The 24,061-nt window shown below is 62.4% G+C and carries 18 protein-coding genes; 7 read left to right on the forward strand and 11 right to left on the reverse strand.

Features of this window, described 5'->3' with window-relative positions:
* Nucleotides 1-102: 102 nt before the first annotated feature.
* Both G7025_RS00180 and pap read right to left on the reverse strand, forming a co-directional pair.
* Nucleotides 103-1,287: a thiolase family protein gene (locus tag G7025_RS00180; RefSeq protein WP_181075669.1), complete on the reverse strand. Its 1,185-nt coding sequence runs from the start codon at nt 1,285-1,287 to the stop codon at nt 103-105.
* 238 nt (nt 1,288-1,525) lie between these two features.
* Nucleotides 1,526-3,040, reverse strand: coding sequence for a polyphosphate:AMP phosphotransferase (pap, locus tag G7025_RS00185; RefSeq protein ID WP_181075670.1), 1,515 nt, complete (start codon nt 3,038-3,040; stop codon nt 1,526-1,528).
* A 156-nt stretch (nt 3,041-3,196) separates the two neighbouring features.
* Here pap and mnmC point away from each other — a divergent pair, with 156 nt between their 5' ends.
* Entirely contained in the window at nt 3,197-5,179 is a 1,983-nt protein-coding gene (gene mnmC / locus G7025_RS00190) for a bifunctional tRNA (5-methylaminomethyl-2-thiouridine)(34)-methyltransferase MnmD/FAD-dependent 5-carboxymethylaminomethyl-2-thiouridine(34) oxidoreductase MnmC (RefSeq protein ID WP_181075671.1), read from the forward strand.
* 53 nt (nt 5,180-5,232) lie between these two features.
* On the opposite strand, the gene G7025_RS00195 is transcribed toward mnmC, so the two are convergent.
* Nucleotides 5,233-10,050, reverse strand: coding sequence for an NEL-type E3 ubiquitin ligase domain-containing protein (locus G7025_RS00195; RefSeq protein WP_181075673.1), 4,818 nt, complete (start codon nt 10,048-10,050; stop codon nt 5,233-5,235).
* Nucleotides 10,051-10,347: 297 nt separating this feature from the next.
* Here G7025_RS00195 and G7025_RS00200 point away from each other — a divergent pair, with 297 nt between their 5' ends.
* The 4 genes from G7025_RS00200 to G7025_RS00215 all read left to right on the forward strand — a co-directional run bounded on the left by G7025_RS00200 (nt 10,348) and on the right by G7025_RS00215 (nt 15,442).
* Nucleotides 10,348-12,120, forward strand: a complete 1,773-nt coding sequence (locus G7025_RS00200) for an N-acetylglutaminylglutamine amidotransferase (protein ID WP_181075676.1) — start codon at nt 10,348-10,350, stop codon at nt 12,118-12,120.
* A 3-nt stretch (nt 12,121-12,123) separates the two neighbouring features.
* Nucleotides 12,124-13,857: an N-acetylglutaminylglutamine synthetase gene (ngg, locus tag G7025_RS00205; RefSeq protein ID WP_181075678.1), complete on the forward strand. Its 1,734-nt coding sequence runs from the start codon at nt 12,124-12,126 to the stop codon at nt 13,855-13,857.
* A gap of 113 nt (nt 13,858-13,970) precedes the next feature.
* Nucleotides 13,971-15,155, forward strand: a complete 1,185-nt coding sequence (locus tag G7025_RS00210) for an osmoprotectant NAGGN system M42 family peptidase (RefSeq protein ID WP_181075680.1) — start codon at nt 13,971-13,973, stop codon at nt 15,153-15,155.
* A gap of 59 nt (nt 15,156-15,214) precedes the next feature.
* Complete coding sequence (locus tag G7025_RS00215) at nt 15,215-15,442, forward strand: YheU family protein (protein ID WP_003192759.1); 228 nt, start codon at nt 15,215-15,217, stop codon at nt 15,440-15,442.
* Nucleotides 15,443-15,451: 9 nt separating this feature from the next.
* Here G7025_RS00215 and csrA read toward each other — a convergent pair whose 3' ends face one another.
* Nucleotides 15,452-15,655 carry a carbon storage regulator CsrA gene (gene csrA / locus G7025_RS00220; protein WP_181075682.1) on the reverse strand — a complete coding sequence of 68 codons (204 nt, stop codon included), beginning with the start codon at nt 15,653-15,655 and terminating at the stop codon, nt 15,452-15,454.
* Nucleotides 15,656-15,877: 222 nt separating this feature from the next.
* Nucleotides 15,878-16,693, reverse strand: a complete 816-nt coding sequence (locus G7025_RS00225) for an SDR family oxidoreductase (protein WP_181075684.1) — start codon at nt 16,691-16,693, stop codon at nt 15,878-15,880.
* A 330-nt stretch (nt 16,694-17,023) separates the two neighbouring features.
* Between G7025_RS00225 and G7025_RS00230 the strand changes: the two genes are divergently transcribed.
* Nucleotides 17,024-17,176 (forward strand): DUF3309 family protein, encoded by a 153-nt coding sequence (locus G7025_RS00230; protein WP_003192767.1) that lies wholly within the window; start codon nt 17,024-17,026, stop codon nt 17,174-17,176.
* A gap of 56 nt (nt 17,177-17,232) precedes the next feature.
* On the opposite strand, the gene G7025_RS00235 is transcribed toward G7025_RS00230, so the two are convergent.
* The 5 genes from G7025_RS00235 to G7025_RS00255 all read right to left on the reverse strand — a co-directional run bounded on the left by G7025_RS00235 (nt 17,233) and on the right by G7025_RS00255 (nt 22,886).
* Nucleotides 17,233-19,320 (reverse strand): LTA synthase family protein, encoded by a 2,088-nt coding sequence (locus tag G7025_RS00235; RefSeq protein WP_181075686.1) that lies wholly within the window; start codon nt 19,318-19,320, stop codon nt 17,233-17,235.
* Nucleotides 19,321-19,611: 291 nt separating this feature from the next.
* Complete coding sequence (locus tag G7025_RS00240; protein ID WP_003172956.1) at nt 19,612-19,803, reverse strand: PLDc N-terminal domain-containing protein; 192 nt, start codon at nt 19,801-19,803, stop codon at nt 19,612-19,614.
* A gap of 67 nt (nt 19,804-19,870) precedes the next feature.
* Complete coding sequence (locus tag G7025_RS00245; RefSeq protein ID WP_181075688.1) at nt 19,871-20,401, reverse strand: hypothetical protein; 531 nt, start codon at nt 20,399-20,401, stop codon at nt 19,871-19,873.
* 41 nt (nt 20,402-20,442) lie between these two features.
* The gene (locus G7025_RS00250; RefSeq protein ID WP_181075689.1) at nt 20,443-20,955 is read right to left on the reverse strand and encodes an ankyrin repeat domain-containing protein; all 513 of its coding nucleotides are present in this window, start codon (nt 20,953-20,955) and stop codon (nt 20,443-20,445) included.
* Nucleotides 20,956-21,062: 107 nt separating this feature from the next.
* The gene (locus G7025_RS00255) at nt 21,063-22,886 is read right to left on the reverse strand and encodes a long-chain-acyl-CoA synthetase (RefSeq protein ID WP_181075691.1); all 1,824 of its coding nucleotides are present in this window, start codon (nt 22,884-22,886) and stop codon (nt 21,063-21,065) included.
* A 394-nt stretch (nt 22,887-23,280) separates the two neighbouring features.
* On the opposite strand from G7025_RS00255, the gene G7025_RS00260 reads away from it, so the two are divergent.
* On the forward strand, nt 23,281-23,559 hold the full coding sequence (locus G7025_RS00260; RefSeq protein ID WP_003172952.1) for a DUF3509 domain-containing protein: 279 nt from the start codon (nt 23,281-23,283) through the stop codon (nt 23,557-23,559).
* Nucleotides 23,560-23,619: 60 nt separating this feature from the next.
* On the opposite strand, the gene G7025_RS00265 is transcribed toward G7025_RS00260, so the two are convergent.
* Nucleotides 23,620-23,889, reverse strand: a complete 270-nt coding sequence (locus G7025_RS00265; protein WP_181075693.1) for a response regulator transcription factor — start codon at nt 23,887-23,889, stop codon at nt 23,620-23,622.
* Nucleotides 23,890-24,061 lie beyond the last annotated feature (172 nt).

Here is a 24,061-nt window from a genome sequence, read left to right on the forward strand (position 1 = left end):
AAAGACCAGAGGTGGAGGAGCGGCCATTCTAGGGGCAAGTGCACGAATTGGGATACGGCGCCGTTTAACGGTGGGAGCGGTTGCGCCCCTCCCACCTGTGGCTCAGCGCACGGCTTCGAAGAGTCCGGTGGCCCCCATGCCGCCGCCCACGCACATGGTGACGATGCCGTAACGCAGGTTGCGCCGTTGCAGTTCACGCACCAGATGCCCCACCTGCCGCGAGCCGGTCATGCCGAACGGATGGCCGATGGAAATCGAGCCGCCGTTGACGTTGTATCTGGCGTTGTCGATTTCCAGGCGATCGCGCGCATACAGGCACTGCGAAGCGAACGCCTCATTGAGTTCCCACAGGTCGATGTCCGCCACCTGCAGGCCCTTGGCCTTGAGCAACTTGGGCACCGAGAACACCGGGCCGATGCCCATTTCATCCGGCTCGCAGCCCGCGACGGCGAACCCGCGGAAAAACGCCTTGGGCTTGAGCCCCAGCGCCAGGGCCTTGTCCAGGCTCATCACCAGGGTCATCGAGGCGCCGTCGGAGAGCTGCGAGGAGTTGCCCGCCGTGACCGAACCGTCTTCGGCAAACACCGGCTTCAACCCGGCCAGGCTGTCCAGGGTGGTGTCGGGGCGGTTGCAGTCGTCGCGGTCGACCACGCCATCGAGGATCTGCACCGCGCCGGTGGCTTTGTCTTCGACTTTGTATTTGACGGCCATGGCCACGATTTCATCGTCGAACAAGCCGTCCGCCTGGGCCTGGGCCGTGCGTTGCTGGCTTTGCAGGGCGTAGAGGTCCTGGGCCTGGCGGCTGACGTGGTAGCGCCGCGCGACGATCTCGGCGGTCTGGCCCATGGGGAAATAAATGCCGGGCACCTGCTCCTTGAGCAATGGGTTGATCAGGTTGTCGGTGTTGACGCTCTTCATAGTCAGGCTGATCGACTCCACGCCGCCGGCGACAATGATGTCGCTGCAGCCGGAGGCGATCTGGTTGGCGGCGATCGCGATCGCCTGCAACCCCGAGGAGCAGAAGCGGTTGAGGGTCATGCCCGCCGTGCCGGTGCCTAACTGCGAAAGCACCGCCACATTGCGCCCGATGTTGTAGCCCTGAGCGCCTTCGTTGGAGCCGGCACCGACGATGCAGTCCTCGACGCTGGCCGGGTCGATGCCGTTGCGCGTCAGCAGCGCATTGACGCAATGGGCGGCCATGTCATCGGGGCGGGTCTGGTTGAACTTGCCGCGAAAGGACTTGGCCAGGCCGGTTCGCACGCTGTCGACGATCACTACTTCACGCATGGGCTACCTCGATCTTGTCATTGTTGGGAGATGGATCGAGGATAGATCCGCACCTGCCCGACCGCGATGATCATTCATCGGGCGTATGCAAAAGCATGGTTCGGTGCAGGCGCTTGCTGTGGTGAGGGGCCAGTTGTGGTGAACGGGCTTGTCGAATCGTCGCACCGCCCGCGCTGGGCAAGCCTGCTCACCACAAAAAACCGCTCGCCACGACAGTCCCGCCTTTCATACAAGGGGATTATTTTTTGGTTTTCTTGCCGTGTTTATCGGATTGCGCAAACGCCTCTTCCAGCGCGCGGTTGATGGTGCGCAGGACCTTGATCCGGGCCCAGCGTTTGTCGTTGGCTTCCACCAGCGTCCATGACGATACCTCGGTGCTGGTGCGGTCGACCATGTCGCCCACGGCGGTGCGGTAGTCGTCCCACTTGTCGCGGTTGCGCCAGTCGTCTTCGGTGATCTTGAAGCGCTTGAACGGGATCGACTCGCGGGCCTGGAAGCGTTCCAGCTGGGTTTGCTTGTCGATGGCCAGCCAGAACTTGACCACAATCACTCCCGCATCGCGCAGTTGCTCTTCGAAGTCATTGATCTCACCGTAGGCACGCATCCAGTCCGCCGGGGTGCAGAAGCCTTCGATGCGTTCAACCAGCACGCGGCCGTACCACGAGCGGTCGAATACGGTGAACATGCCCCGCGCCGGGATTTTCTGCCAGAAGCGCCACAGGTATGGCTGGGCACGCTCGTCCTCGCTCGGCGCGGCAATCGGCACGATGTGGTACTGGCGCGGGTCCAGCGCCGCCGCCACGCGACGGATCGCGCCGCCCTTGCCCGCCGCGTCGTTGCCTTCGAACACCGTGACCAGCGCGTGCCGACGCATACGCTTGTCGCGCATCAGGCCTGAGAGGCGCGCCTGTTCGGTGATCAGTTGTTCTTCGTACTCGTCCTTGTCCAGGCGCAGGTTCATGTCGAGGCTGTCGAGCAGGCTCTTGCGGTCCACCGACGCCAGCAGCGGCGCAGGGTTCATGCCGCTGGTCCTGGCCTTGGCCAGTTTCAGGGCATTGTGCAAGCCATCGAGGAGGATCTTGCCCACGGTCAGCCCACGATAATGCGGGTCGACACCTTCGATCACATGCCACGGCGCATAGTCGCGACTGGTGCGACGCAGCACGCGTTCGCCGAAGTGCACGAACTTGTCGTAGGTCTTGGACTGCTGCCAGTCCAGCGGGCTGATGCGCCAACTGTGCAGCGGGTCGTCGGCCAGCGCCTTGAGCCGCGCCTTCATTTGTTTCTTGGAAAGATGGAACCAGAACTTGAAGATCAGCGCGCCTTCGTCGCAGAGCATTTTCTCCAGGCGTTCGGCGCCGGCGATGGCCTGGTCGAGCCGCGCGTCCTTGATCTGGCCGTGCACGCGGCCTTGCAGCATCTGGCTGTACCAGTTGCCGAAAAACACACCCATGCGCCCCTTGGCGGGCAGCTGGCGCCAATAGCGCCAGGCCGGCGGGCGCGCCAGTTCTTCGTCGGTCTGCTGGTCGAAGGTGCGCACCTCGATCAGGCGAGGGTCCATCCATTCGTTGAGCAACTTGACGGTCTCGCCCTTGCCGGCCCCTTCGATGCCGTTGATCAGCACGATCACCGGAAAGCGTTTTTGCTGCTGCAGCTCGTACTGCACTTCCAGCAAGGCTTCGCGCAGGGCCGGCACTTCGGCGTCGTAGGTGGCTTTGTCAATGGCGTGACCGATTTCGGCAGATTCGAACATGGGCGGCTCCGTTCCAGAAGTGAGCAAGACTAGCGGATTGGGCAACGCCGCGCGGGAGGAAATTCAATGCACCGTTGCCGTAGATCAATTCAGATCGAGTTGATCGGATAGAATGGCGGCCTCGCCTTTACCTGCTGCCATTTTTCAGAGCCGCCCATGAACCCCGTACCGCCCAACGCCCAACTCGACTGGGACGCAGAAGGTCGCCCGCATTCGCGGGTGTTCGACGACGTGTATTTCTCCGACCAATCGGGCCTGGAAGAAACCCGTTATGTGTTCCTGGAACAGAATCGCCTGCGCGAGCGCTTCGCCGCCCTCAAGCCCGGCGAGCGCCTGGTGATCGGCGAAACCGGCTTCGGCACCGGCCTGAACTTCCTCTGCGCCTGGCAATTGTTCGCGCAGCACGCCTGCGCCGGGGCGCGCCTGCACTTTATCAGCGTGGAAAAGTACCCGCTTACCCATGCCGACCTGCACCGCGCCCTCGCCCTCTGGCCGCAGTTGCAACCGCTGGCCGAGCAGTTGCTGGGCCAGTACCAGGCGATCCATCCAGGCTTTCAACGGCTGCTGCTGGACCGCGGCCGTGTGACGCTGACGTTGCTGATCGGCGATGCCATGGAGCAATTGTCGCAACTGGACGCCCAGGTCGACGCCTGGTTTCTCGACGGGTTCGCCCCGGCCAAAAACCCCGACATGTGGACCGCCGAGCTCTTCGCCGAACTGGCGCGGCTGGCGGCGCCTGGGTCGACCATCAGCACGTTCACCAGCACCGGTTGGGTGCGGCGACTGATCAACGCCGCCGGGTTCAAGATGAAACGCACTCCGGGCATCGGGCATAAATGGGAGATCCTGCGCGGCGAGTTTGTCGGTTGGCCGGCCGACACACCGCCACCGGCGCCGGATAAACCGTGGTTCGCCCGCCCGCCTGCGGCCCACGCTGAGCGCAGCGCCCTGGTGATCGGCGGCGGCCTGGCCGGCTGCACCACGGCGGCCAGCCTCGCTGCCCGCGGCTGGCGCGTGACCTTGCTGGAACGCCACGCGGGCCTGGCGCAGGAAGCGTCGGGCAACCCGCAGGGGGTGCTGTACCTCAAGCTGTCGGCCCATGGCACGGCGTTGTCGCAGCTGATCCTCAGCGGCTTCGGCCACACCCGGCGCCTGCTCGAACACCTGCAGCGCGGTGTCGACTGGGACGACTGCGGCGTGCTGCAACTGGCGTTCAATGCCAAGGAAGCCGAGCGCCAGGCTCAGTTGGCCGCCGCCTTCGCGCCGACGTTGTTGCACCCCCTGGACCCGGCCCAGGCCCAGGCCCGCGCCGGCGTGGCGGTGGATCATGGCGGGCTGTTTTTCCCGGAAGGCGGCTGGGTACATCCGCCGGCCCTGTGCGAATGGCAAGCGCATCACCCGCTGATCGAGGTGCTGCAGCACCGTGAAGTGGTGCTTCTGCAACGGGCGCGAGGCCAGTGGCAGGCCCGCGACGGCGACACGGTGCTGGCCAGCGCCAGCGTGGTGGTGCTGGCCGGTGCCGCCGAGATCAAACGCTTCCCCTTCAGCGCCGAGCTGCCGCTCAAACGCATTCGCGGGCAAATCACCCGCCTGCCCCAGACCGTCGCCAGCCAGGCCCTGACCACGGTGGTCTGCGCCGAAGGCTACGTCGCCCCGGCGCGCCTGGGGGAGCACACCCTGGGCGCCAGTTTCGATTTCAAGAACGACGACCTGACCCCGACAGTGGCCGAGCACGTCGGCAACCTGGCCATGCTGCGCGAAATCTCCCAGGACCTGGTGCAGCGCCTGGACGCCGACCGCCTGGCCCCCGAACACCTGCAAGGCCGCGCGGCGTTTCGCTGCACCAGCCCCGACTACCTGCCGATTGTCGGGCCGTTGGCCGAGCGCGGCGCCTTCGACGAGGCCTACGCGGCGCTGCGCAAGGATGCGCGCCAGGTGCCCGACGCCGCCTGCCCGTGGATCGACGGCGTGTATGTGAACAGCGGCCACGGCTCACGCGGCCTGGTGACGGCGCCCTTATGCGCCGAACTGCTGGCGGCCTGGCTGGACAACGAGCCGCTGCCCGTGCCACGCAGTGTGGCCGAGGCGTGCCACCCCAATCGCTTCGCCTTGCGGGCGTTGATGCGCAATCAATCTTGAGATTCGCGCCAGGTATGGGGCGAGCGGGCAGGCTCTACCGTGGCCAATCAAGGTCACGGAACAGGAGCCTCGCATAAGCCCTGCGCATCGTTTTTCAGGGCCTCTTCGGTCAGACCATTGAGTTCGGCTTTTTCCGCGGCCGCCTGCTCCACCATCAGCAGGTTCACCTGCCGGCTGTAGTCCGCGTACTCCAGCGTATCGACCTGCTCAAACAAGGCATTCATGCGTTGGTCGAACGGCTCGTACAAGCGTTCGAACCGGTCTCTGTAGGTTTTTTTCAGATAGCGGACCCATAACGGTAACTCGACCAGATAATTGACCAGCGCCGGGGACAACTCCGCCGAGCGGAGTTCAAAGGCCGCGCTCGTCATGTCTTGCGGCGTCACCCCACCCAGGCGGGCATAACGCATATGCCGAGGCTGGCCCGGCAGATAAAACCGGTCGGCCAGGCCGGTCCGGAACGCGAGGCTCACCTCCAGAGGATCGGCAGCCGGATTCTGGTCACTGTGGCGCTTGGCGTATTGCTCAAGCCGGTCAAGACGAAACAGTCCCTGGCCCAGACGCAACAGCGGCTTGGCCGTGAGCACCCCACCTTCAACGCTTTCGGCCGCGATATGCACTTCGACGAGCACCTCAAGGCTGGCGAAGTTCACAGCGGCGGCGTCATCACAATTGATCGGGGTGGCCGCGCGATCGAAGATTTCGTCGCGCAGGTTTTCGTCGGCGGCGGCGGCCTCCAGTACCCGCCAGACCCGCCGGCGCATGTCTTCACGCACTTGGGTGGCATCGGCCGTGTCCCCCACCTCGGTGAGCAACTTGAACAGGCCGTCGGAGCGAGGCTCGTTCTTGAGTGCCGCCCAGGTCGCCTCGCGGGCCGGGAAGTCCGCGCCGCTGTCCTGCAGCCATAAATCGCGGGCCTTTTGTTCGTTCATGCGTGCGATGTTGTCTTCCAGAATGCCCATGCCGATGCCCGTACGCTTGCGGTAATCGCCAAGCAACCGGTGGCTGGGCGTGTCCAGGGGGTTTTGGCGCAGGTTGAGGGTTCTGGCCACGCGGCTGGGCAACTCGAACACCCACGGCGGCAGGCTGGAGATGTCGTTCTCGCGCAGGTCCAGGTACTCCAGGTAAGGCAGCCTGGCCAACCCGCCGGGCAGTTCCTTGAGTCGGCAGTTGCGCATGAACAAAGCGCGCAGGCTGAACAGGCGGCTGATGGGCGGCGGGTCTACCAAGGGGTTGTCATTGAGGCCCAACACCTCAAGATCGCTGAAGCCCGCCAATTTGGTGCGGGTGTATTGGGTCAGTTGCAGCCGGTTGTTATCCAGATACAGGCGCTTGAGCTGGGGCATCCGCGACAGCGCTTCGGGCAGCCGGCTTATGCGGTTGCCTTGCAGCTCCAGCGTTTGCACGCCCGGGAAGTGCTTGAGGAAATACGCCACATCGTCATTAAGCCCCATGTGGTTAAGCGACAACTTGCGAATAGCTGCAAAGCTGACCTCGGCCGGCAACGTCGGCAGCGGCCCCACTTCCATGCCATCGAGGTTCAGCGCCAGCAACCTCTCCCCTTCGGCATCCGGCTGCCGGGTCATCTGCTTCCAGGCGTCTTCGATCCTGCGCATCGTGTAATGACGGCTCATGCGGTAGTCATCGATGGGCCTGGGCAAGCCGGCCAATGAGGTCTTGTCCCGCCGCCAGGCCTTCAGCGCGCGGTGCAGGGCGTCGAACTCTTGTTCAAGCGCCTGCACCGCTCTGGCACGGGATAAAGGGTCGGCGCCCTGCTCATCAAGAAACGCCGCGATCTGCGCATCGCTGAACATCGGGTACAGATGCCTGACCTTGGCCACCAGTGCGCGCGGGTGCTGCGCCGGGTTGATCTGGGCAGCCACTGTGCACAGCGCCGGCGGCTCGGGCACGGCACGCTCCGGATACAGGTAGCGCGACAGCCGCGGGCGCCGGGTTTCGGCCTCCGTCATCAGCGCATAGCGCAGATAGCCACTGTTTGCCCTGCCGGTCACGCTCAGGTCACGGCGCTGGTCCGGCGAGAGGGTATCGAGAAGCGCTTGATAAATGCCCTCGTGGCCCGAGGCGATTTCACCCAAGGCGCGGCCCTGCTCGTCAAACGCCTGAAAGCCCTGTTCGGACTTGACCACGACACGCCGCACAGTGGCCGCCTCGGCACTGGACTCACCCAGCACACGCCCACGCAAAGAACCCTCGCGCAGTTGCACGGATAACTCGCCCGGCCAGCCGGGTACCCGCCTCAGCAGGCCGACGGCCAGACGCTGGGTATTTTCATTGGCCAGTTCCGGCAGCAACAGGCCGAACAGCGCCTGGTCTTGCTCCAGATCCTGCAGTGCCGCACGGGTACGCTGCGCCAGCGCCAAGGGCACGCGCCGGCTGTCGCGCAGGCGCCAGCGCTGTGTGGTGGGGCTGTCTGACAGCAACTCCCAGGCGACCCGGTTCGGCAATGCGGGGTAATGGGACTTGAGCACGCCGTAGTCGGTGTCCACCTGCGCTTCGGTTTGTTCGTACAACTGCTCGTAGAGCGGGCGGTGGGTGCGCGCGAGGGAGGCGAGCAACTGCCGCGCCAACGTGGCCTGGCGCGCTTGAGGCGCTACTTCGGCACCAAGCAAAGTCTGGACCTCCTCGGGCTCCAATGCGTCCAGCACAGTGGACATCACCTCGCCCTCGTGCAATTGCTGCTCGGTGATGTGAATGCTCAGGTCCTCATAATCAAAAGGCGCTGTGTCGGGGTAGCGCTCGATCAAGTAGCCTTCACTGTCCAATACCTCGAAAAAACGCCCCTTTGGCCACCCCGACATCAGCGGCAACGCCAGCAATTGCGTAGGGGCCGTGTCGGCATCCGGACGCGGCTGATGCTCCAACTGCCAGATCAGGTCACGCACCTTCTGGTTCTGCTGCACGCGCACGATGCCGTCGCGAAAACGCTTGGGCAGCGCAAGATTCTGCCGGAAATGCAAGCGCAGGCGCGGCACGTCCAGGCCGGTGATGCTCGCCACGCTCCGCACGTGCTCCGGCGGCAAGGTCGCCAGGCTGGGGTCGAGCCGGATCAACAGGCGGTAAGCGTCGTCCCAATCGTCCGGGCGCTCGAAAGCGAACCGCCAGCCGCCCTGGAAGTTGTGGCTCAAGGGCGGACGATACGCGCTGTCACGCAGGGGGTGGCGGACCCGCCAATGGCCGGAGGGCGCATCGTAGGCGATGGAATAAAGCGCGCCGTCGATCTTGACGTAGGACTGGCCGTTGACCTGATAAATACCGCGCGTGTTGGCACTGGTCTGCGCGTCGACGTCCAGGGACTGCCGATAGGTCCCTAGACGTCGTCGCCACAGCCGCGGTCCGACACCCTGTTGTTCGATGGCTTCCATTTTGTCGAAGAAGCGCGTCGCGCCGATGCGGGTCGTCTGGACGACCTTGCTGACAGCCTTGACCCCGGCGGCGAACAGTGCCATGCCGGCGAGGTTCTCCGCTACGTTGACCAAGTGCTCGAACGCCTCGGTTTTCTCGCCGTGGGTCCAGTCATCAATGCCTTCGAAGACTTCACCGAGCAGTTGCCCGATGGCCACGCCGGTCATCAGTTGCCCGAGTACCGGCACCACCAGTCCGGCCAGCCCCAACACGGTCAGCCCCGCATTGAGGTAGTCCTGCAGGCGCCGCCACTGTTGCTCCTGGTCCGCGCTGGGCACGGGCACCGCCAGCACTTCGGCATCGCGCTGGAGCTTGCACACCAGCGCCGTAAAAAAGAACCACGACAGGTTGGCGGTGACGGGCATCGGTTCAACCCGGCCGAGGGTTTTGTCCTGGTCGATGTGCTGGAAAAAATCGAATCGCTGCGACTCGTCGAGGTAGTGGGTGAAAAAGCGCCGGTACTCGGGCACCTGCAGCTTGAGCGACAGGTAGGTGGTGAAGTCCTCCAGCGACGGGTATTCGAACCATGGCCTCAGAGGATCGCCGGGCATGTACACCAGCACGGGGCCGGTGGAAAAATCCTCGGCGCCCGCCTGACTGAACACCAGCACACCCCACAGGTTGGCATGATGAGCCGCGATGCCCTGCCAGCGCAGCGGCTGCCCATTGAACCGCACGTGGGTGAGGCGGTTGGCGGGCCGATCGGCATCGATCAGTGTTTGCAAAGCCGCGTACGCCGCCTGGCCGACATCGCCTTTGGCGAAAGCGATATGCAGGTCGACCAGCATGTTCATGCACATGGCCGGGCCGATGGCAGCGATTGTCGGGTTGTAATCCAGTTCAGCGTTCACCGGTTCGTCAGGTGCCGGCAGGTTGAACACCTCGCGCAGGTGCTGCTGGTAAGCGCCGCCGACATCCAATTCGCGGCAAGCGTCTACAAAGGCCTGGGCGCTGAGCGCCTTGACCACGGACTGATCCGAAGCGCGTCGAATCACCGACCCTGGCGGCAGGCTGACTGACGCCACGGTTTGCATGGCGGCGTGCAGCAAGGTGTCGTTTTGCGCAGGCTCCATTTCAACATGGGGGCCATCCAGCAGGCCGCCCGTCAGGAAATACACCCTGGGTACCTGCAGCAGGTCCCGTTCGACATTCAGGTCGGCCAGCCCCTTGGCGACCAACAGTGCCTGCAATCGGTCGCGGCAGAATTGCCGCAGCGGTATGACCCGTTCAAGCAGGCGCGCTGCCGTGTCGCGCGCGGGCTGACCGGCCTCGTAGCTGTTGAGCAGCGCCTGGCGCACCTGCGAGCTGGCGCCGGTCAGCCAGGTCGGCAAGGTGCCCTGCAGTACCTGGGCCTTGTCCAGGTCGCCGGTCAGCTCCAGCAGCGTCGCCATCATGCTGTCGGGTACGGTGGGGTCGGGCGCGGTGGCACCGTCAAGGGGTGAGTCCATGGCAATCGTCCTTATTGCATTGAATGATGCCTGCGGACGATACGGGCACAACGCCGGATAAAGGGTTCGAATACTGGGTGGATCGAGGCGCCTGAACCGCCGAACTTTGGATAAAAGCTTGACCTGTGCACCGCACATTCCAGGCAGGCCGCGCGCGCCGGTGAGGCGTCAAGGCGGATTGCCTTATAACGTATTGTTCTAAAACTCCCACAATCTGCTCGGGTCAGTTTCTGGGTACCTGCCGTTTTGGCGCGCGGTACTTCATCCCTCCCCAACGGAAAAACCGGTAAGGAATTTATGTGCGGATTAGCTGGTGAGTTACGTTTCGATGCCCAACCTGCCGACCTGGCTGCGGTTGAGCGCATCACCCATCATTTGGCGCCACGCGGCCCTGACGCGTGGGGCTTCCATGCCCAAGGGCCGATTGCCCTGGGCCATCGCCGTCTGAAAATCATGGACCTGTCGGATGGCTCCGCCCAACCGATGGTCGACGCCCAATTGGGGCTGTCCCTGGCGTTCAACGGTGCGATCTACAACTTCCCGGAACTGCGCCAGGAGCTTGAAGCCCTCGGCTACGCGTTCTATTCCGGCGGCGACACCGAAGTGCTGCTCAAGGGTTATCACGCCTGGGGCGAAGCGCTGCTGCCCAAGCTCAATGGCATGTTTGCATTCGCCATCTGGGAGCGCGATGCGCAGCGGCTGTTTATCGCCCGCGACCGCCTCGGCGTGAAGCCGTTGTACCTGTCGCGCACCGGTCAGCGCCTGCGCTTTGCCTCGGCGCTCCCGGCGCTGCTCAAGGGCGGCGATATCAACCCGATCCTCGATCCGGTGGCGCTCAACCATTACCTGAACTTCCACGCCGTGGTGCCGGCGCCGCGCACGTTGCTGGCGGGCATCGAAAAGCTGCCGCCGGCCAGCTGGATGCGCATCGACGCCGACGGCAAGACCGAGCAGAAAACCTGGTGGACCCTGCCCTACGGCCCCCATGACGATGAAAAAAGCCTGACCCTGCAAGACTGGACCGACCGCGTGCTCGACAGCACGCGCGAAGCCGTGGCGATCCGCCAACGCGCCGCCGTGGATGTGGGCGTGCTGCTCTCCGGCGGTGTCGATTCGAGCATGCTCGTGGGCCTGTTGCGGGAAGTCGGCGTGCAGGACCTGTCGACCTTCTCCATCGGTTTTGAAGATGCCGGCGGCGAGCGTGGTGACGAGTTCCAGTATTCGGACTTGATCGCCAGGCACTACGGCACGCGCCATCACCAGTTGCGCATTGCTGAAAGCGAAATCATCGAGCAACTGCCGGCGGCCTTCCGGGCCATGAGCGAGCCGATGGTCAGCCACGACTGCATCGCCTTCTACCTGCTGTCGCGGGAAGTGGCCAAGCATTGCAAGGTGGTACAGAGCGGCCAGGGCGCCGACGAATTGTTCGCCGGTTACCACTGGTACCCGCAAGTGGACGGCGCGAGCGACCCGTACGCGGCCTATCGCGAGGCGTTTTTCGACCGCAGCTACGACGACTACGCGGCCACCGTCGCGCCCAAGTGGTTGACCGCCAACGACGCCGCCGGTGACTTCGTACGCGAGCATTTTGCGATGCCGGGCGCCGATGCCGCCGTGGACAAGGCTCTGCGCCTGGACAGCACGGTGATGCTGGTGGACGACCCGGTCAAGCGCGTCGACAACATGACCATGGCCTGGGGCCTGGAAGCGCGCACGCCCTTCCTCGACTATCGCCTGGTGGAACTCTCGGCCCGTGTGCCAGGTAAGTTCAAACTGCCCGATGGCGGCAAGCAGGTGCTTAAAGAGGCCGCACGCCGAGTGATCCCCAGCGAGGTCATCGACCGCAAGAAAGGCTACTTCCCGGTGCCGGGTCTCAAGCATTTGCAGGGCGATACCCTTAACTGGGTGCGTGAATTGCTGCTGGATCCGAGCCAGGATCGCGGCCTGTTCAACCCAACGATGCTCGATCGTCTGCTGACCGACCCCCAAGGCCAGCTGACCCCGCTGCGCGGCTCCAAGCTGTGGCAACTGGCAGCGCTGAACCTGTGGCTCAGCGAACAAGGAATCTGATTGATGAAACCTCACGCCGCGGCTTACAGCCAACGTTTGTTGAAGGGCCAGGCGCCGACCTATGAGCGCCTGCAGGCCCGCCTGGCCGAGGATGGCAGCCCCCTGGCCGCCGAGCCGATTGCGGTGCATTGCGGCTGGGGTCGCCTGTTGATCGGTCACACCTTTCCCGACCCGACCAGCCTGGCTAAAGAGTTGCTCAAAGAGCAGCCGGGGGAGCGCGATATCGCACTGTACGTGGCCGCGCCCCAGCAGATTCTGGGGATCGACCCGCAGCAATTGTTCCTCGACCCGTCCGACACCCTGCGTTTGTGGTTCAGCGACTATCGCCCGGCCACGCGAGTATTTCGCGGGTTCCGCATTCGCCGTGTGCAAAGCGAGGCGGATTGGCACGCGGTTAACCTGCTGTATCAAGGCCGGGGCATGTTGCCGGTGGACGCCGAGCGCCTCACTCCACGTCATCAGGGCGGCCCGGTGTACTGGCTGGCCGAGGATGAAGACAGCGGCGCGGTAATCGGCAGCGTCATGGGCCTGAACCATCAAAAAGCCTTTCACGACCCGGAAAACGGCTGCAGCCTATGGTGCCTGGCGGTCGACCCGCAGTGCACCCGCCCCGGTGTGGGCGAAGTGCTGGTGCGCCATTTGGTCGAACACTTTATGAGCCGTGGCCTGAGCTACCTCGACCTGTCGGTGCTGCACGATAACCGCCAGGCCAAGAACCTCTATGCCAAGCTGGGTTTTCGCGCGCTGACGACCTTTGCGATCAAGCACAAGAACGGCATCAACCAACCGCTGTTTCTCGGTCCCGGCCCTGAGGCGGGGTTCAACCCGTATGCGCGGATCATCGTCGAAGAAGCCCATCGGCGCGGCATCGATGTGCAAGTCGATGACGCCGATGCCGGGCTGTTCACCCTCAGTCATGGCGGGCGCCGGGTGCGCTGCCGCGAATCGTTGAGCGACCTGACCAGCGCCATCAGCATGACCCTGTGCCAGGACAAGAGCCTGACCCACAAGGCCTTCGAGGCGGCCGGGTTGAACGTGCCGTCGCAGCAGTTGGCGGGCAGCCCCGACGACAACCTGGAGTTCCTCGATCGACACCAGCGCATCGTGGTCAAGCCGCTCGATGGCGAACAGGGCCAGGGGGTGGCGGTGGATCTGCGCACCATTGAAGAGGTCCAGCAGGCCATCGAAGCGGCGCGCCAGTTCGACAGCCGCGTGCTGTTGGAGAGCTTCCACGAGGGCCTGGACCTGCGCATCCTGGTGATCGGTTTCGACGTGGTCGCCGCCGCGATCCGGCGTCCCGCCGAAGTCACCGGCGATGGTCAGCATTCCATCCGTGCGCTGATCGAAGCCCAGAGCCGACGTCGCCAGGCCGCCACCGACGGCGAGAGCAAGATCCCACTCGACGCCGAGACCGAACGCACCCTCGCCGCCGCCGGTTATGACTACAGCAGCATCCTGCCACGCGGCAAAACCCTGGCGGTGCGGCGTACCGCCAACCTGCACACCGGCGGTTGCCTGGAGGACGTCACCGCAATCCTGCACCCCACGCTGGTGGACGCCGCCGTGCGCGCCGCCCGTGCCCTGGACATCCCCATGGTGGGCCTGGACCTGATGGTGCCCGCCGCCGATCAACCCGAGTACGTGTTTATCGAAGCCAACGAACGGGCCGGCCTGGCCAACCACGAGCCGCAGCCGACGGCCGAGCGATTTGTGGACCTTCTATTTCCACACAGTTAGAAGCCTCGAGTTACAAGCTGCAAGCTTCAAGAGTAGAGCATTGCCGGCAAGCCTCAGATACCGCTTTTAACTTGAAGCTTGCAGCTCAACGCTTGCAACTAAAGGAAACCTTTATGACCCGAACCATCCCAGAACCGGATCTCAACTACCTGCAAAAAGTCCTGCTGGAAATGCTCGCCATTCCCAGCCCTACCGGCTTCACCGACACCATCGTGCGCTATGTGGCCGAGCGCCTGGAAGAACTGGGCATTCCGTTTGAAATGACCCGGCGCGGCACTATTCGCGCCACGCTCAAGGGTCAGAAAAACAGCCCGGACCGCGCGGTGTCGGCGCACTTGGACACCATCGGCGCCGCCGTGCGCGCGATCAAGGACAACGGCCGCCTGACGCTGGCGCCGGTCGGTTGCTGGTCGAGCCGCTTTGCCGAAGGCAGCCGGGTCAGCCTGTTCACCGACAACGGTGTGATCCGTGGCAGCGTGTTGCCACTGATGGCCTCCGGGCATGCGTTCAACACCGCCGTGGATGAAATGCCGGTGAGCTGGGACCATGTCGAGCTGCGCCTGGACGCCTACTGCGCGACCCGCGCCGACTGCGATTCCCTGGGGATCAGCGTGGGTGATTACGTGGCGTTCGACCCATTGCCCGAGTTCACCGAAAGCGGGCATATCAGTGCCCGCCACCTGGACGACAAAGCCGGCGTCGCCGCCCTGCTCGCGGCGCTCAAGGCAATTGTCGACAGTGGCGAACCGTTGCTGATCGACTGTCATCCGCTGTTTACCATCACCGAAGAAACCGGCAGTGGTGCGGCGGCAGCGCTGCCTTGGGATGTGAGTGAATTTGTCGGCATCGACATCGCCCCGGTTGCGCCCGGCCAGCATTCCAGCGAGCATGCGGTGAGTGTGGCAATGCAGGATTCCGGCGGGCCGTACGACTATCACCTGTCCCGGCACCTGCTGCGCCTGGCGGCGGATAACGAACTGCCGGTGCGCCGTGATCTGTTCCGCTACTACTTCAGCGACGCCCATTCGGCGGTGACCGCCGGCCACGATATCCGCACCGCCCTGCTGGCATTCGGCTGCGATGCAACCCACGGCTATGAACGCACGCACATCGACAGCCTGGCCGCGCTGAGCCGCTTGCTGGGCGCGTATATTCTCAGCCCGCCGGTGTTCGCCAGCGACGCGCAACCGGCCCAAGGCTCACTGGACCGCTTCAGTCATCAGATCGAGCACGAAACGCAGATGGAGAGCGACACGCGAGTGCCATCAGTGGACAGCCTGATCGGTCAAAAGTCCTGACGCTGGCAACCGGAGTCCCGGCGCAGTAGGATCGCCGGGATCCAACATCCGAGGCTTGTATGCTGATTCCCTACGATGCACTTGAAGTCGACACCCTGACCCGCCTCATCGAAGACTTCGTCACCCGCGACGGCACCGACAACGGCGACGACACGCCGCTGGAAACCCGCGTGCTGCGCGTGCGCCAGGCGCTGACCAAGGGCCAGGCCCTGATTGTGTTCGACCCTGAAAGCGAGCAATGCCAACTGATGCTCAAGCACGACGTGCCCAAGCATCTGTTCGACTGAGCGGATCTTTCAGGGGTTGGGCACTACCACCGGATGAGTGGCGGGCCCCTGGCGCTTGAGGATTTTCTGGTACACCTCGGCGCGATGAACATTCACCCCGGCCGGGGCCTGGATGCCGAACTTCACGTGGTTCCCGTTCAATTCGACGATGTGCAAGGCGATGTCATCGCCGATGGAAATGCTTTCGCCTACGGCGCGGCTTAAGACCAGCATGGCGGTTGTCCTTTTAGAGTGACAGGACCCCGACCATGCGCGCCGGATGTAAAAGCATCAATGCCCTGCCCCTAAAACAGGCAGGCCCTACATCGACCGGTAATTTAACTGACAGACTGGGTGAAAGATGCGAAGGGGTTTTCCACTCTCTCACCTATGGTTTTCTACATAAATTCATCAACCTCGGGGGCAAGCCTGAGAAATTGAGGTTCTTGTGATGTTTCAGCCTTTGGTCGCCTGCGCCTTGGCGCGCATTTTGTCGGCCATGCTGGCCATTTCGTCATAAAGCAGTTGCGGGTTCTTTTGCTTCAATGCCCAGGCCATCCGCCCCTGTTCATGGGGCAGAATCATGAACTCGCCCTCGGCGACACGCTGGTAGATGTAATCGGCGATATCCGCCGCCGAGATCGGCGAACTCTCGAGCAACTTGCCTACCTGCGCTTTCATGGCCGGCGTGGGGCCTCGGAACGAGTCCAACAGGTTGGTCTGGAAAAACGATGGGCAGACCACGTGTACCCCGACTTCCTGTTGCCTGAGCTCCACCAGCAGGCTCTCCGACAGCGCCACCACGCCGGCCTTGGCCACGTTGTAGTTGCTCATGGCCGGGCCCTGCATCAGCGCCGCCATGGACGCGATGTTGATGATGCGACCCTTGCTCTTTTCCAGCAGCGGCAGGAACGCTTTGCAGCCCTTGACCACGCCCATCAGGTTAATTGCGATCTGCCAGTCCCAGTCTTCCAGCGACAGCTCCGCAAAGAACCCGCCGGAAGCCACCCCGGCGTTGTTGACGATCACATCGATCCCCCCCAACTTGACCTCGCAGGCCTGGGCAAACGCGGTGAGCTGGCTGTAGTCGCGGACATCGCAGCGCTGTACAAAGCCTTCGCCGCCGACTTCGCGTACCTGTTTGAGGGTTTCCTGCAGGCCGGGCTCACTCACATCCGACAAGGCCAACTGCCAGCCCTCGCGCGCCCAGCGCAGCGCGATTTCGCGACCCAGGCCGGAGCCGGCACCAGTGATCATCATGCGATTTTGCATAAGAAGTAGCCTTGTGGTTCACAGAAGAAGTGATCGGCAGTGTAGCGAAGGTTGTTGGGCGGCCCACTCACCATCAGAGTGATGAATGCCCCGGGCAAACCGGCGGCCAGGTCGGATGCCTGCGCTCGGCCTAAGTTCAATCTTTTTTCAACTAAGGCTTAGTCCGAGGCAGTATTTAAAGGAAATAAGCTAGTTATCGAAATGGATTAAAAAAACAGGGAATTTTCTGTACGGCACTACAGTCGGAGTTGTTAAGGCGCCGGTAATTAACATTACGGTCCTACCGTTAAATAACCTGTCCTTGCATAAGGCCTATAAGGAAATAAAACCATGAGCCTCATTTTAATCATCATTCTGATTCTGCTGCTGGTCGGCGGTCTGCCGGTGTTCCCGCACTCGCGTAACTGGGGCTATGGCCCGTCGGGTATTCTGGGCGTGGTACTGGTCGTGCTGCTGGTGCTGTTGTTGCTCGGCAAGATATAAAAGCGCAGTCAAAAAAAAGAGGCCTTCAAGAAGGCCTCTTTTTTATTGCCGGTCAATCAGTCCGGCTTGCCGTCTACCACGCCGGCGGTATTGTCCAGCAGGCTCTTGGTGGCCGTTTGCAGGAACGACTCAAGTTTCTGCTTGAGCGCCGCCTCGTCCGAGGACTCGGGAATTAATTTACCGGTCGGGTTGGCGCCCAATTCGTACTGCCACAACTTTGGTGGCATTTCCTTGGGCAGTACCAGGATGCGGTCCGCCGTCACCAACGCCACGGTCTGATCGCTGCCCGAAGGCTTGATCACGCCGAAGCCCTTGTCGCCCTCCGGCAGGTTCAGCAGGTCGCGCCCCCAGCACTGATGCAGGGTTTCGCCACCGAGGCGTCCCATGATGGTCGGCACGATGTCGATCTGCGTACCCACCGTGTGATCGCGCTCGCCGAACTTTTCCTGCATGCCCGGCGCGATCATCAGCATGGGCACGTTGAAGCGGCCCAGGTCCATCTCGGTGATCTGCTGTTCGTTGCCGAAACCGTGATCGCCGACGATCACGAACAGGGTTTCCTTGAAGTACGGCTCTTTACGCGCCTTTTCAAAGAACTGGCCCAGGGCCCAGTCGGAGTAACGCATGGCGGTCAAGTGTTCGTTGAGACTGCCACGGTCGGTGACTTTCTCTACCGGCAATGGCGTGGGCAACGCGTACGGCGTGTGGTTGGACAGGGTTTGCAGCAGCGCGTAGAACGGCTTTCCGCCTTCACGAGCCTTCAGCTCTTGCAGGCCACGGTTGAACATGTCCTGGTCGGACACGCCCCAGGTCGGATCGGAGAACACCGGGTCGACGAAGTCGTTACGGCCGATGAAGTTGGTCATGCCCTGGTTGCTGAAGAAACCCGACTGGTTGTCCCAGGCGAAGTCGCCGTTGTAGACATACACGTCGTCGAACTTGCGCGCGCTGAGCAGCTGCGGCAGACCCGACAGTTTGTGGCTGCCTTCGGGGGTCTGCATCAGGTATTCGAAGCCCGGCAGGTTCGGGAAGCAGGCCATGGTGGCGAACATACCCTGGTGGGTGTGGGTACCGTTGGAGAAAAAGCGGTCGAACAGCAGGCCTTCCTTGGACAATTTGTCGAAGTATGGCGTGATGTCGCCCGGACGGCCCAGCGCACCCACCGAGTGGCCGGCGAAGCTTTCCATCAGGATCACGACAACGTTTTTGATCGGCAGGGTCTTCTCGGCCGGCGGCAGGTAGTCACGGCGTACGGCGGCAGTGTCGGTGTCTACCAGTTTTTCCGCCGGCAGTACCAGCATGTCGCGCACGGTCTGGGTCGCCAGCGGCTGTTCCAACGTGGCTTTCCAGATGTTGGAGCGGTCCTCGGAGAAGCGCGCCTTGGCCGCTGCAATCAGTGACAGTGTGCCGTTGAGGCCCAACTGGTTGGCGAAGTTGGACTCGGTGGTGTACACGTCGCCCCAGCGCAGCGGCGGGCCCTGGCGCAGGGTGCCACGGGCGGCGACCACGGCCACCAGCAGGCACACCACAAATACGGCGATGCGCGAATACCACGGCGCTACCTGGCGCGTACCGATGCTGCCGCCGCTGAACGGGCCGCGCGGGCGCGTGGCGCGGTCGGCGCCTTTGAATGCCATGCTCAGGATCAATGTACCCACGGCCCACGCCAGCAGGTAACGCACCACCGGGAAACCGTACCAGAGCATGCTCATCACGGTTTTGGGGTCTTCTTTCACATACTGGAACACCAGGCCGTTGAGACGCTGGTGGAACTCGCGATAGAAGTCCATTTCCATCAGGCCCAGGAACAGGGCAATGCTGGACGCGACGGTCAACCAGAAACGGAAGAACCCCCGCGCAGCCATCGCGCGCACGCTGAACAGCGCCAGCAACAGCGGGATGCTCAGGTACACCACCAGGCGCAGGTCCAGGCGCAGGCCGTTGCCGAACGCTTCGAGGAACGTCGAGGCCGGCGTGTCGAGGATCATCTCGCGGTTGTACACCAGCAGCGCCAGGCGCAGCAGGGAGAACATCACCATCATGATCAGTGCGCACAGCAGCGTGTAGGCCAGATGGGATTTGACGGTCGGTTGCAGCAGGCGAGTCGAGGCTCGCTGCTGGCTCAGGGCGTCCGGGTTTGCCATGTCGTTTCAGGACCCATTGGAAGTTGAAGTGACGAAGTATTGCAGTGGCGCGAATGGTGCCCGATCAATGCCATCAAGGCTATTAATTACTGAACGAGCACCGCTGCGCTGCCTTTAAAAGCGCCTGAGGCAGGGGCCTTGGCCGGGAGATGGAGCCGGGGGATTGTCTTGAATGGGATGTGAAAATTTTGTGCAGCGAATATTTGGACACACAAATCTGTGCAATGCGCTGAAACCAGGCTGGGAGGGAGCAGGCCCCCTCCCACGCTTACCGTGCCGCTGAACGAGCTGTCAGATCCGCACGTTACCGCGCGGCCCGGCGATCGCCCAGATGATCAGGCCCAGCACCGGCAGCAGCAGGATCAGCAGGATCCACAACACCTTGGCCCCAGTGCTGGCGCCGCTTTTGAAGACGTTGATAATCGCCCAGATATCCAGCGCGAGGATGATCAGGCCGATCAGGCCGTTGAAAGTGGAACCCATGGTGTCGCTCCTAAGTGAGGGCATGCCCTTGTAGGATAGTCAGCCCCTGCCAGGGTTCCGTTTTATTTCAAACATGTACGGCGATTTTTAGGGCTTCCAGGGACGGCTCGGCCTTGATCCCGATCTCTTCGCACAACGCCAGCACGCGCGGCAAGGCATTGCCGTGGACCAGCACCACCTGGATGTCGTCGTCCAGCAACTGGCTGAAGTTCACCAGCACATAACCGCCGTCTTCCCGGCTCAAGGCGCTCATTTGCACCTGGATACGATTGAGTGCGGTCAGCGCCTCGGTCTTGGCCAGTTGCTTGGGCTTGAGGTTGAACGCCACGCCGGGGCCGAACGAAGCGACGATCTGGGCAAACAGGTCGCCATAAGTGTCGGCCTGGAACAACACCGTGTCGGGCAGGCTGCCGACTACGACCCACTCTCCCAGCGGAATCGGGAAAGTGTCGTCGTAGTTGATATCCGGGTTGGTCACCAGAAACGCTGCCGGATCGGCGTAGGCCTGGGCTGCTTCCTCGGCGATGCGCGCCACCTCATCCTCGCCCATGACGCCGGCGCTGATGTGACTGATAAGTTCGACGAGGGCGGTTTTCATGGGGCATTCCTGCAGCGGTGTGATTTTCGAGGGCGCAAAGCCTACACCAGATTCTGCAAGCGCGCCGCCGTATCCATCGCACCCATGGTTTGCGCCGCCGCCAGCGCCGTAGCGCCCTGGGCGTCGGTGGCGTTGGGGTTGGCGCCCTGGGCGAGCAGGTAGTCGAGCATTTCAACGCGATTGAACATCGCCGCCATCATCAACGCGGTGCGACCGTCCGAAGATGCGGCCTCCACCGGTGTGCCGCCTTCGATCAGGGCCTTGACCACGGGCAGGTTGCCTTTGAACGCCGCGCCGGCGATCGGTAATTGATTCTTGTCGTTGGCGATCAGCGGGTTGGCCTTGAATTCCAGCAATACTTTGACCGCTTCGGCATGGCCGTGGTACGCGGCGAGCATCAGCAAGGTGTCGCCATTGTGGTTGCGCAAGTTGGCCGGCAAACCCTTGGCCAGCAGCGCGGCGAGCATGGCGGCGTCGCCTTTGCGGGCCACATCGAAGACCTGTTCGGCAAATTCGGCGGCTTCGTCTTCGGTCATTTGTCGAGGGGTGGACATGCGGGGCTCCTTAGCGGGTGCGAATTCAAGTACTCATAGGGCGCCCAGTGTCGCGACGGAGTTCCCCACTGTCATGGCTTTTTTGTCAAAAGCCCCCATAGCCACAATCAATAGCGGAAATGGCCGCCCTGGATTTGCGCCAGTAACTCGCCGGTGACGGGTACGTACCCCTGCGACCCCGGCAGCCAGGCATACACCGGGTCGTTGCCCGCCCTGGCCGGGTCAAAGGCTTCCTCCTTAAGCCGTACTTTCTGGTACTTGAAGGTGCCGGTGGTTTCCATCTGCACCTTGATCCGCAGGAATAGCGGCACTGCGTAGGGGGGCAACTGACTGTGGGCAAATTGCAGCAGTTCACGCATGTCCAGTGCGGCCAGAGACTCGCTTGGGGTGATCGCGACCATGCCGGCGCGCCCGTTGGTGTTGTTGATTTCAACGCCATAGGCCACCACTTCGGCGATCTGCGGATGCTGCAGCAGCACATTCTCGACCTCGGTGGTGGAGACGTTTTCACCCTTCCAACGATAAGTGTCCCCCAGGCGATCGACGAACTGCGCATGGCCGAACCCGATGCTGCGCAACAGATCGCCGGTATTGAAGTAGCGATCACCCGGTTCGAAGACGTCGGTGAGGATGACCCTGAGATTCTTTTCCGGGTCGGTGTAACCGTCGAAGGGCGACTTGTCATCGATCCTGGCCAGCAACAGCCCCTGCCCGCCCGTCTGCACCTTGCGCATGAAACCATCGCCGCCACGAATGGGTTCGCCGCTGTCATGGGCGTAGTCCACCAGTGCCCAATGCTGCAGGCAAAAGCCGATGGTGTTGTCGAAATTCAGCACGTTGGTAAAACCGATATTGCCGTCACTGGCAGCGTATAACTCGCAGACATGCGCCACGCCATATCGCGCCTTGAACTGGGCCCATACACCGGGGCGCAGGCCATTGCCGACCATTTTGGTGACACGGTGGGCTCGATCGCTTTCGCTCGGCGGCTGGTCGAGCAGGTAACGGCACAACTCCCCCACATAGCCCAGGGTGGTCGCGTTGAACGCGCGCACATCGTCCCAGAACTGGCTGGCGCTGAACTTGCGGCGGATAGCGAACCCCGACGCGCCGACAATCGCCGAGCCCCAGCACACACACAGGCCGGTGGCGTGGTACAGCGGCAAGGTGCAATAGAGAACGTCGTCAGGGCCCATGTCCAGGGCGATACGGCCGAAACTCACGGCGGTCCTGGTCCAGCGCCCGTGTTTCATGATGCCGGCCTTGGGCAGGCCAGTCGTGCCGGAGGTATAGATATAGAAACAGGGGTCGTTGAAGAACACCTGGGCAGTGCTGGCCGGGTTGCCCTCCGGGCAGTCGGCACTGGCCGCGATCAGTTCGATATAGCCCTCGGGCTCTGGTGCGGGCTGGTCAGGAATGAACCAGGTGCGCGCGGCCTGGATCGATACCTGATCGCGCACAGCGTCATAGGCCCCCATCAATTCCCCGCCGACCACAATCGCCACCGGGCTGACCAGGTTGAGGCTGTGCACCAACGTTGCCTGGGTTTGCGCGGTATTGACCATCGCGCAGACGCCACCCAGCTTGGCTACCGCCAGCACACACAGCAGCAACTCGGGGCGGTTTTCAATAAACAGCGCAACGACGTCCCCCTTGCCCACGCCTTGGGCCTGCAGGTAATGGGCGATACGGTTGGCCTGCCGATTGACGTCGGCGTAACTGAGCACGCGGTCGCCATACAGCACCGCGTGGCCGTGCGGGTTGCGCAAGGTGGCTTGCTCGAAGTGCCAACCCAGCCCGCACGGTTGGCCGGGGTCGGTGACATTCGCCGCGCGCAGGCCGCGCACCACGCGCGGCAGCGCGCGGACAATGGCGGGCACCTTACGCAGCATCTTGCCCCAGGTGATCATGTCGCCGTGCGGAGGGTTCATGGTGGAACGTCCTTTTTCTTATTCTTCGAATGATGCACAGGCAGCAGCTTCACCGTAGGACGCTGCCAGATACCTAGCGGGAAAATACGTGAGCCCCTCTTCAGCTGTACACGCGGGATTTGAAAAGTTTTGTATCCCGACAGGCGTGCTCGGCAAAAGGGAATTTAGCGGCGCCTGCGCAGTCTTTAAACATAACCAGATGCCGATTGCACCGCATCGAGTAACGCAAAATGCAGGATGCATGATGGCCATTCATGCAAATTGCACGAAATCGAAAATTCTGATTTTTTGCAAACCGATGATTTATAAAGAGTTTTTTAATTTCTGCTAGCTGGCACAATCGCTGCACCTATCACTCCATGCTTGCCCACTTGAGCCAATGGAGCTGATAAACATGAGCCTGATCCAAGATAAATTCGCTTCGGTATTCTCCAACTACGACGTCACCACTCAGCCTCGTCCGGACGGCGGCATCCTGTTGACCCTGCGCAACAGTGAAGGCAAGCAGGTCAAGCGTTCGATCTCTTACCAGCAGTTGCACACCGCCGACCAACTGACCTGGGTGATCAGCGCGATCCGCCGTGACCTGGCCGAGCAAGCCAGCGAGCTGCCGCAGATTTCCATGCTGCAAAGCCAGAATCGCTTCGCCCTGCCGACTTACCATTCCGCGTAAGTCAGCAGCGCAAAAAAAGGGCCGCGACGCCGTTGAGCGTCGCGGCCCTTTTTTGTGGGTTCAACATAGGCCCCGGCGGGCGGCTTCGTTCATCGCTTGCACACGGTTGTTGACCTGCAATTTGCCGTAGATATTGCGCAGGTGAAATTTCACTGTGGCCTCGGACGTGGCGCGAATCTGGCTGATTTCCCAGACAGTCTTGCCTTCCGAGGCCCATCGCAAGATCTCCAACTCTGAACAGGTCAGCGGTTTGCCGGACAGGTTAAGGCGCCTTCTGACAGCATTAGGCACGGAATACGACGCTTCAAACGGCTCCTCTGGGCGATTCATCGGTTCTCTCCTTTTATTGGCTAATGCCTTATCACCCTTCGGATTCCTCCTATTGACAGGCGATACAAACACTGAGGCCGCAGAAGAGTTACACAACCAGGAGCGCCCATGGGCAGGGCTCAGGATAAACAGCAGCGCCCTACAACTGACTCAGCTACTTCCCACACAAACT

Source organism: Pseudomonas lurida (assembly GCF_013522705.1).
GTDB classification, from domain to species: Bacteria; Pseudomonadota; Gammaproteobacteria; order Pseudomonadales; family Pseudomonadaceae; genus Aquipseudomonas; species Aquipseudomonas quebecensis.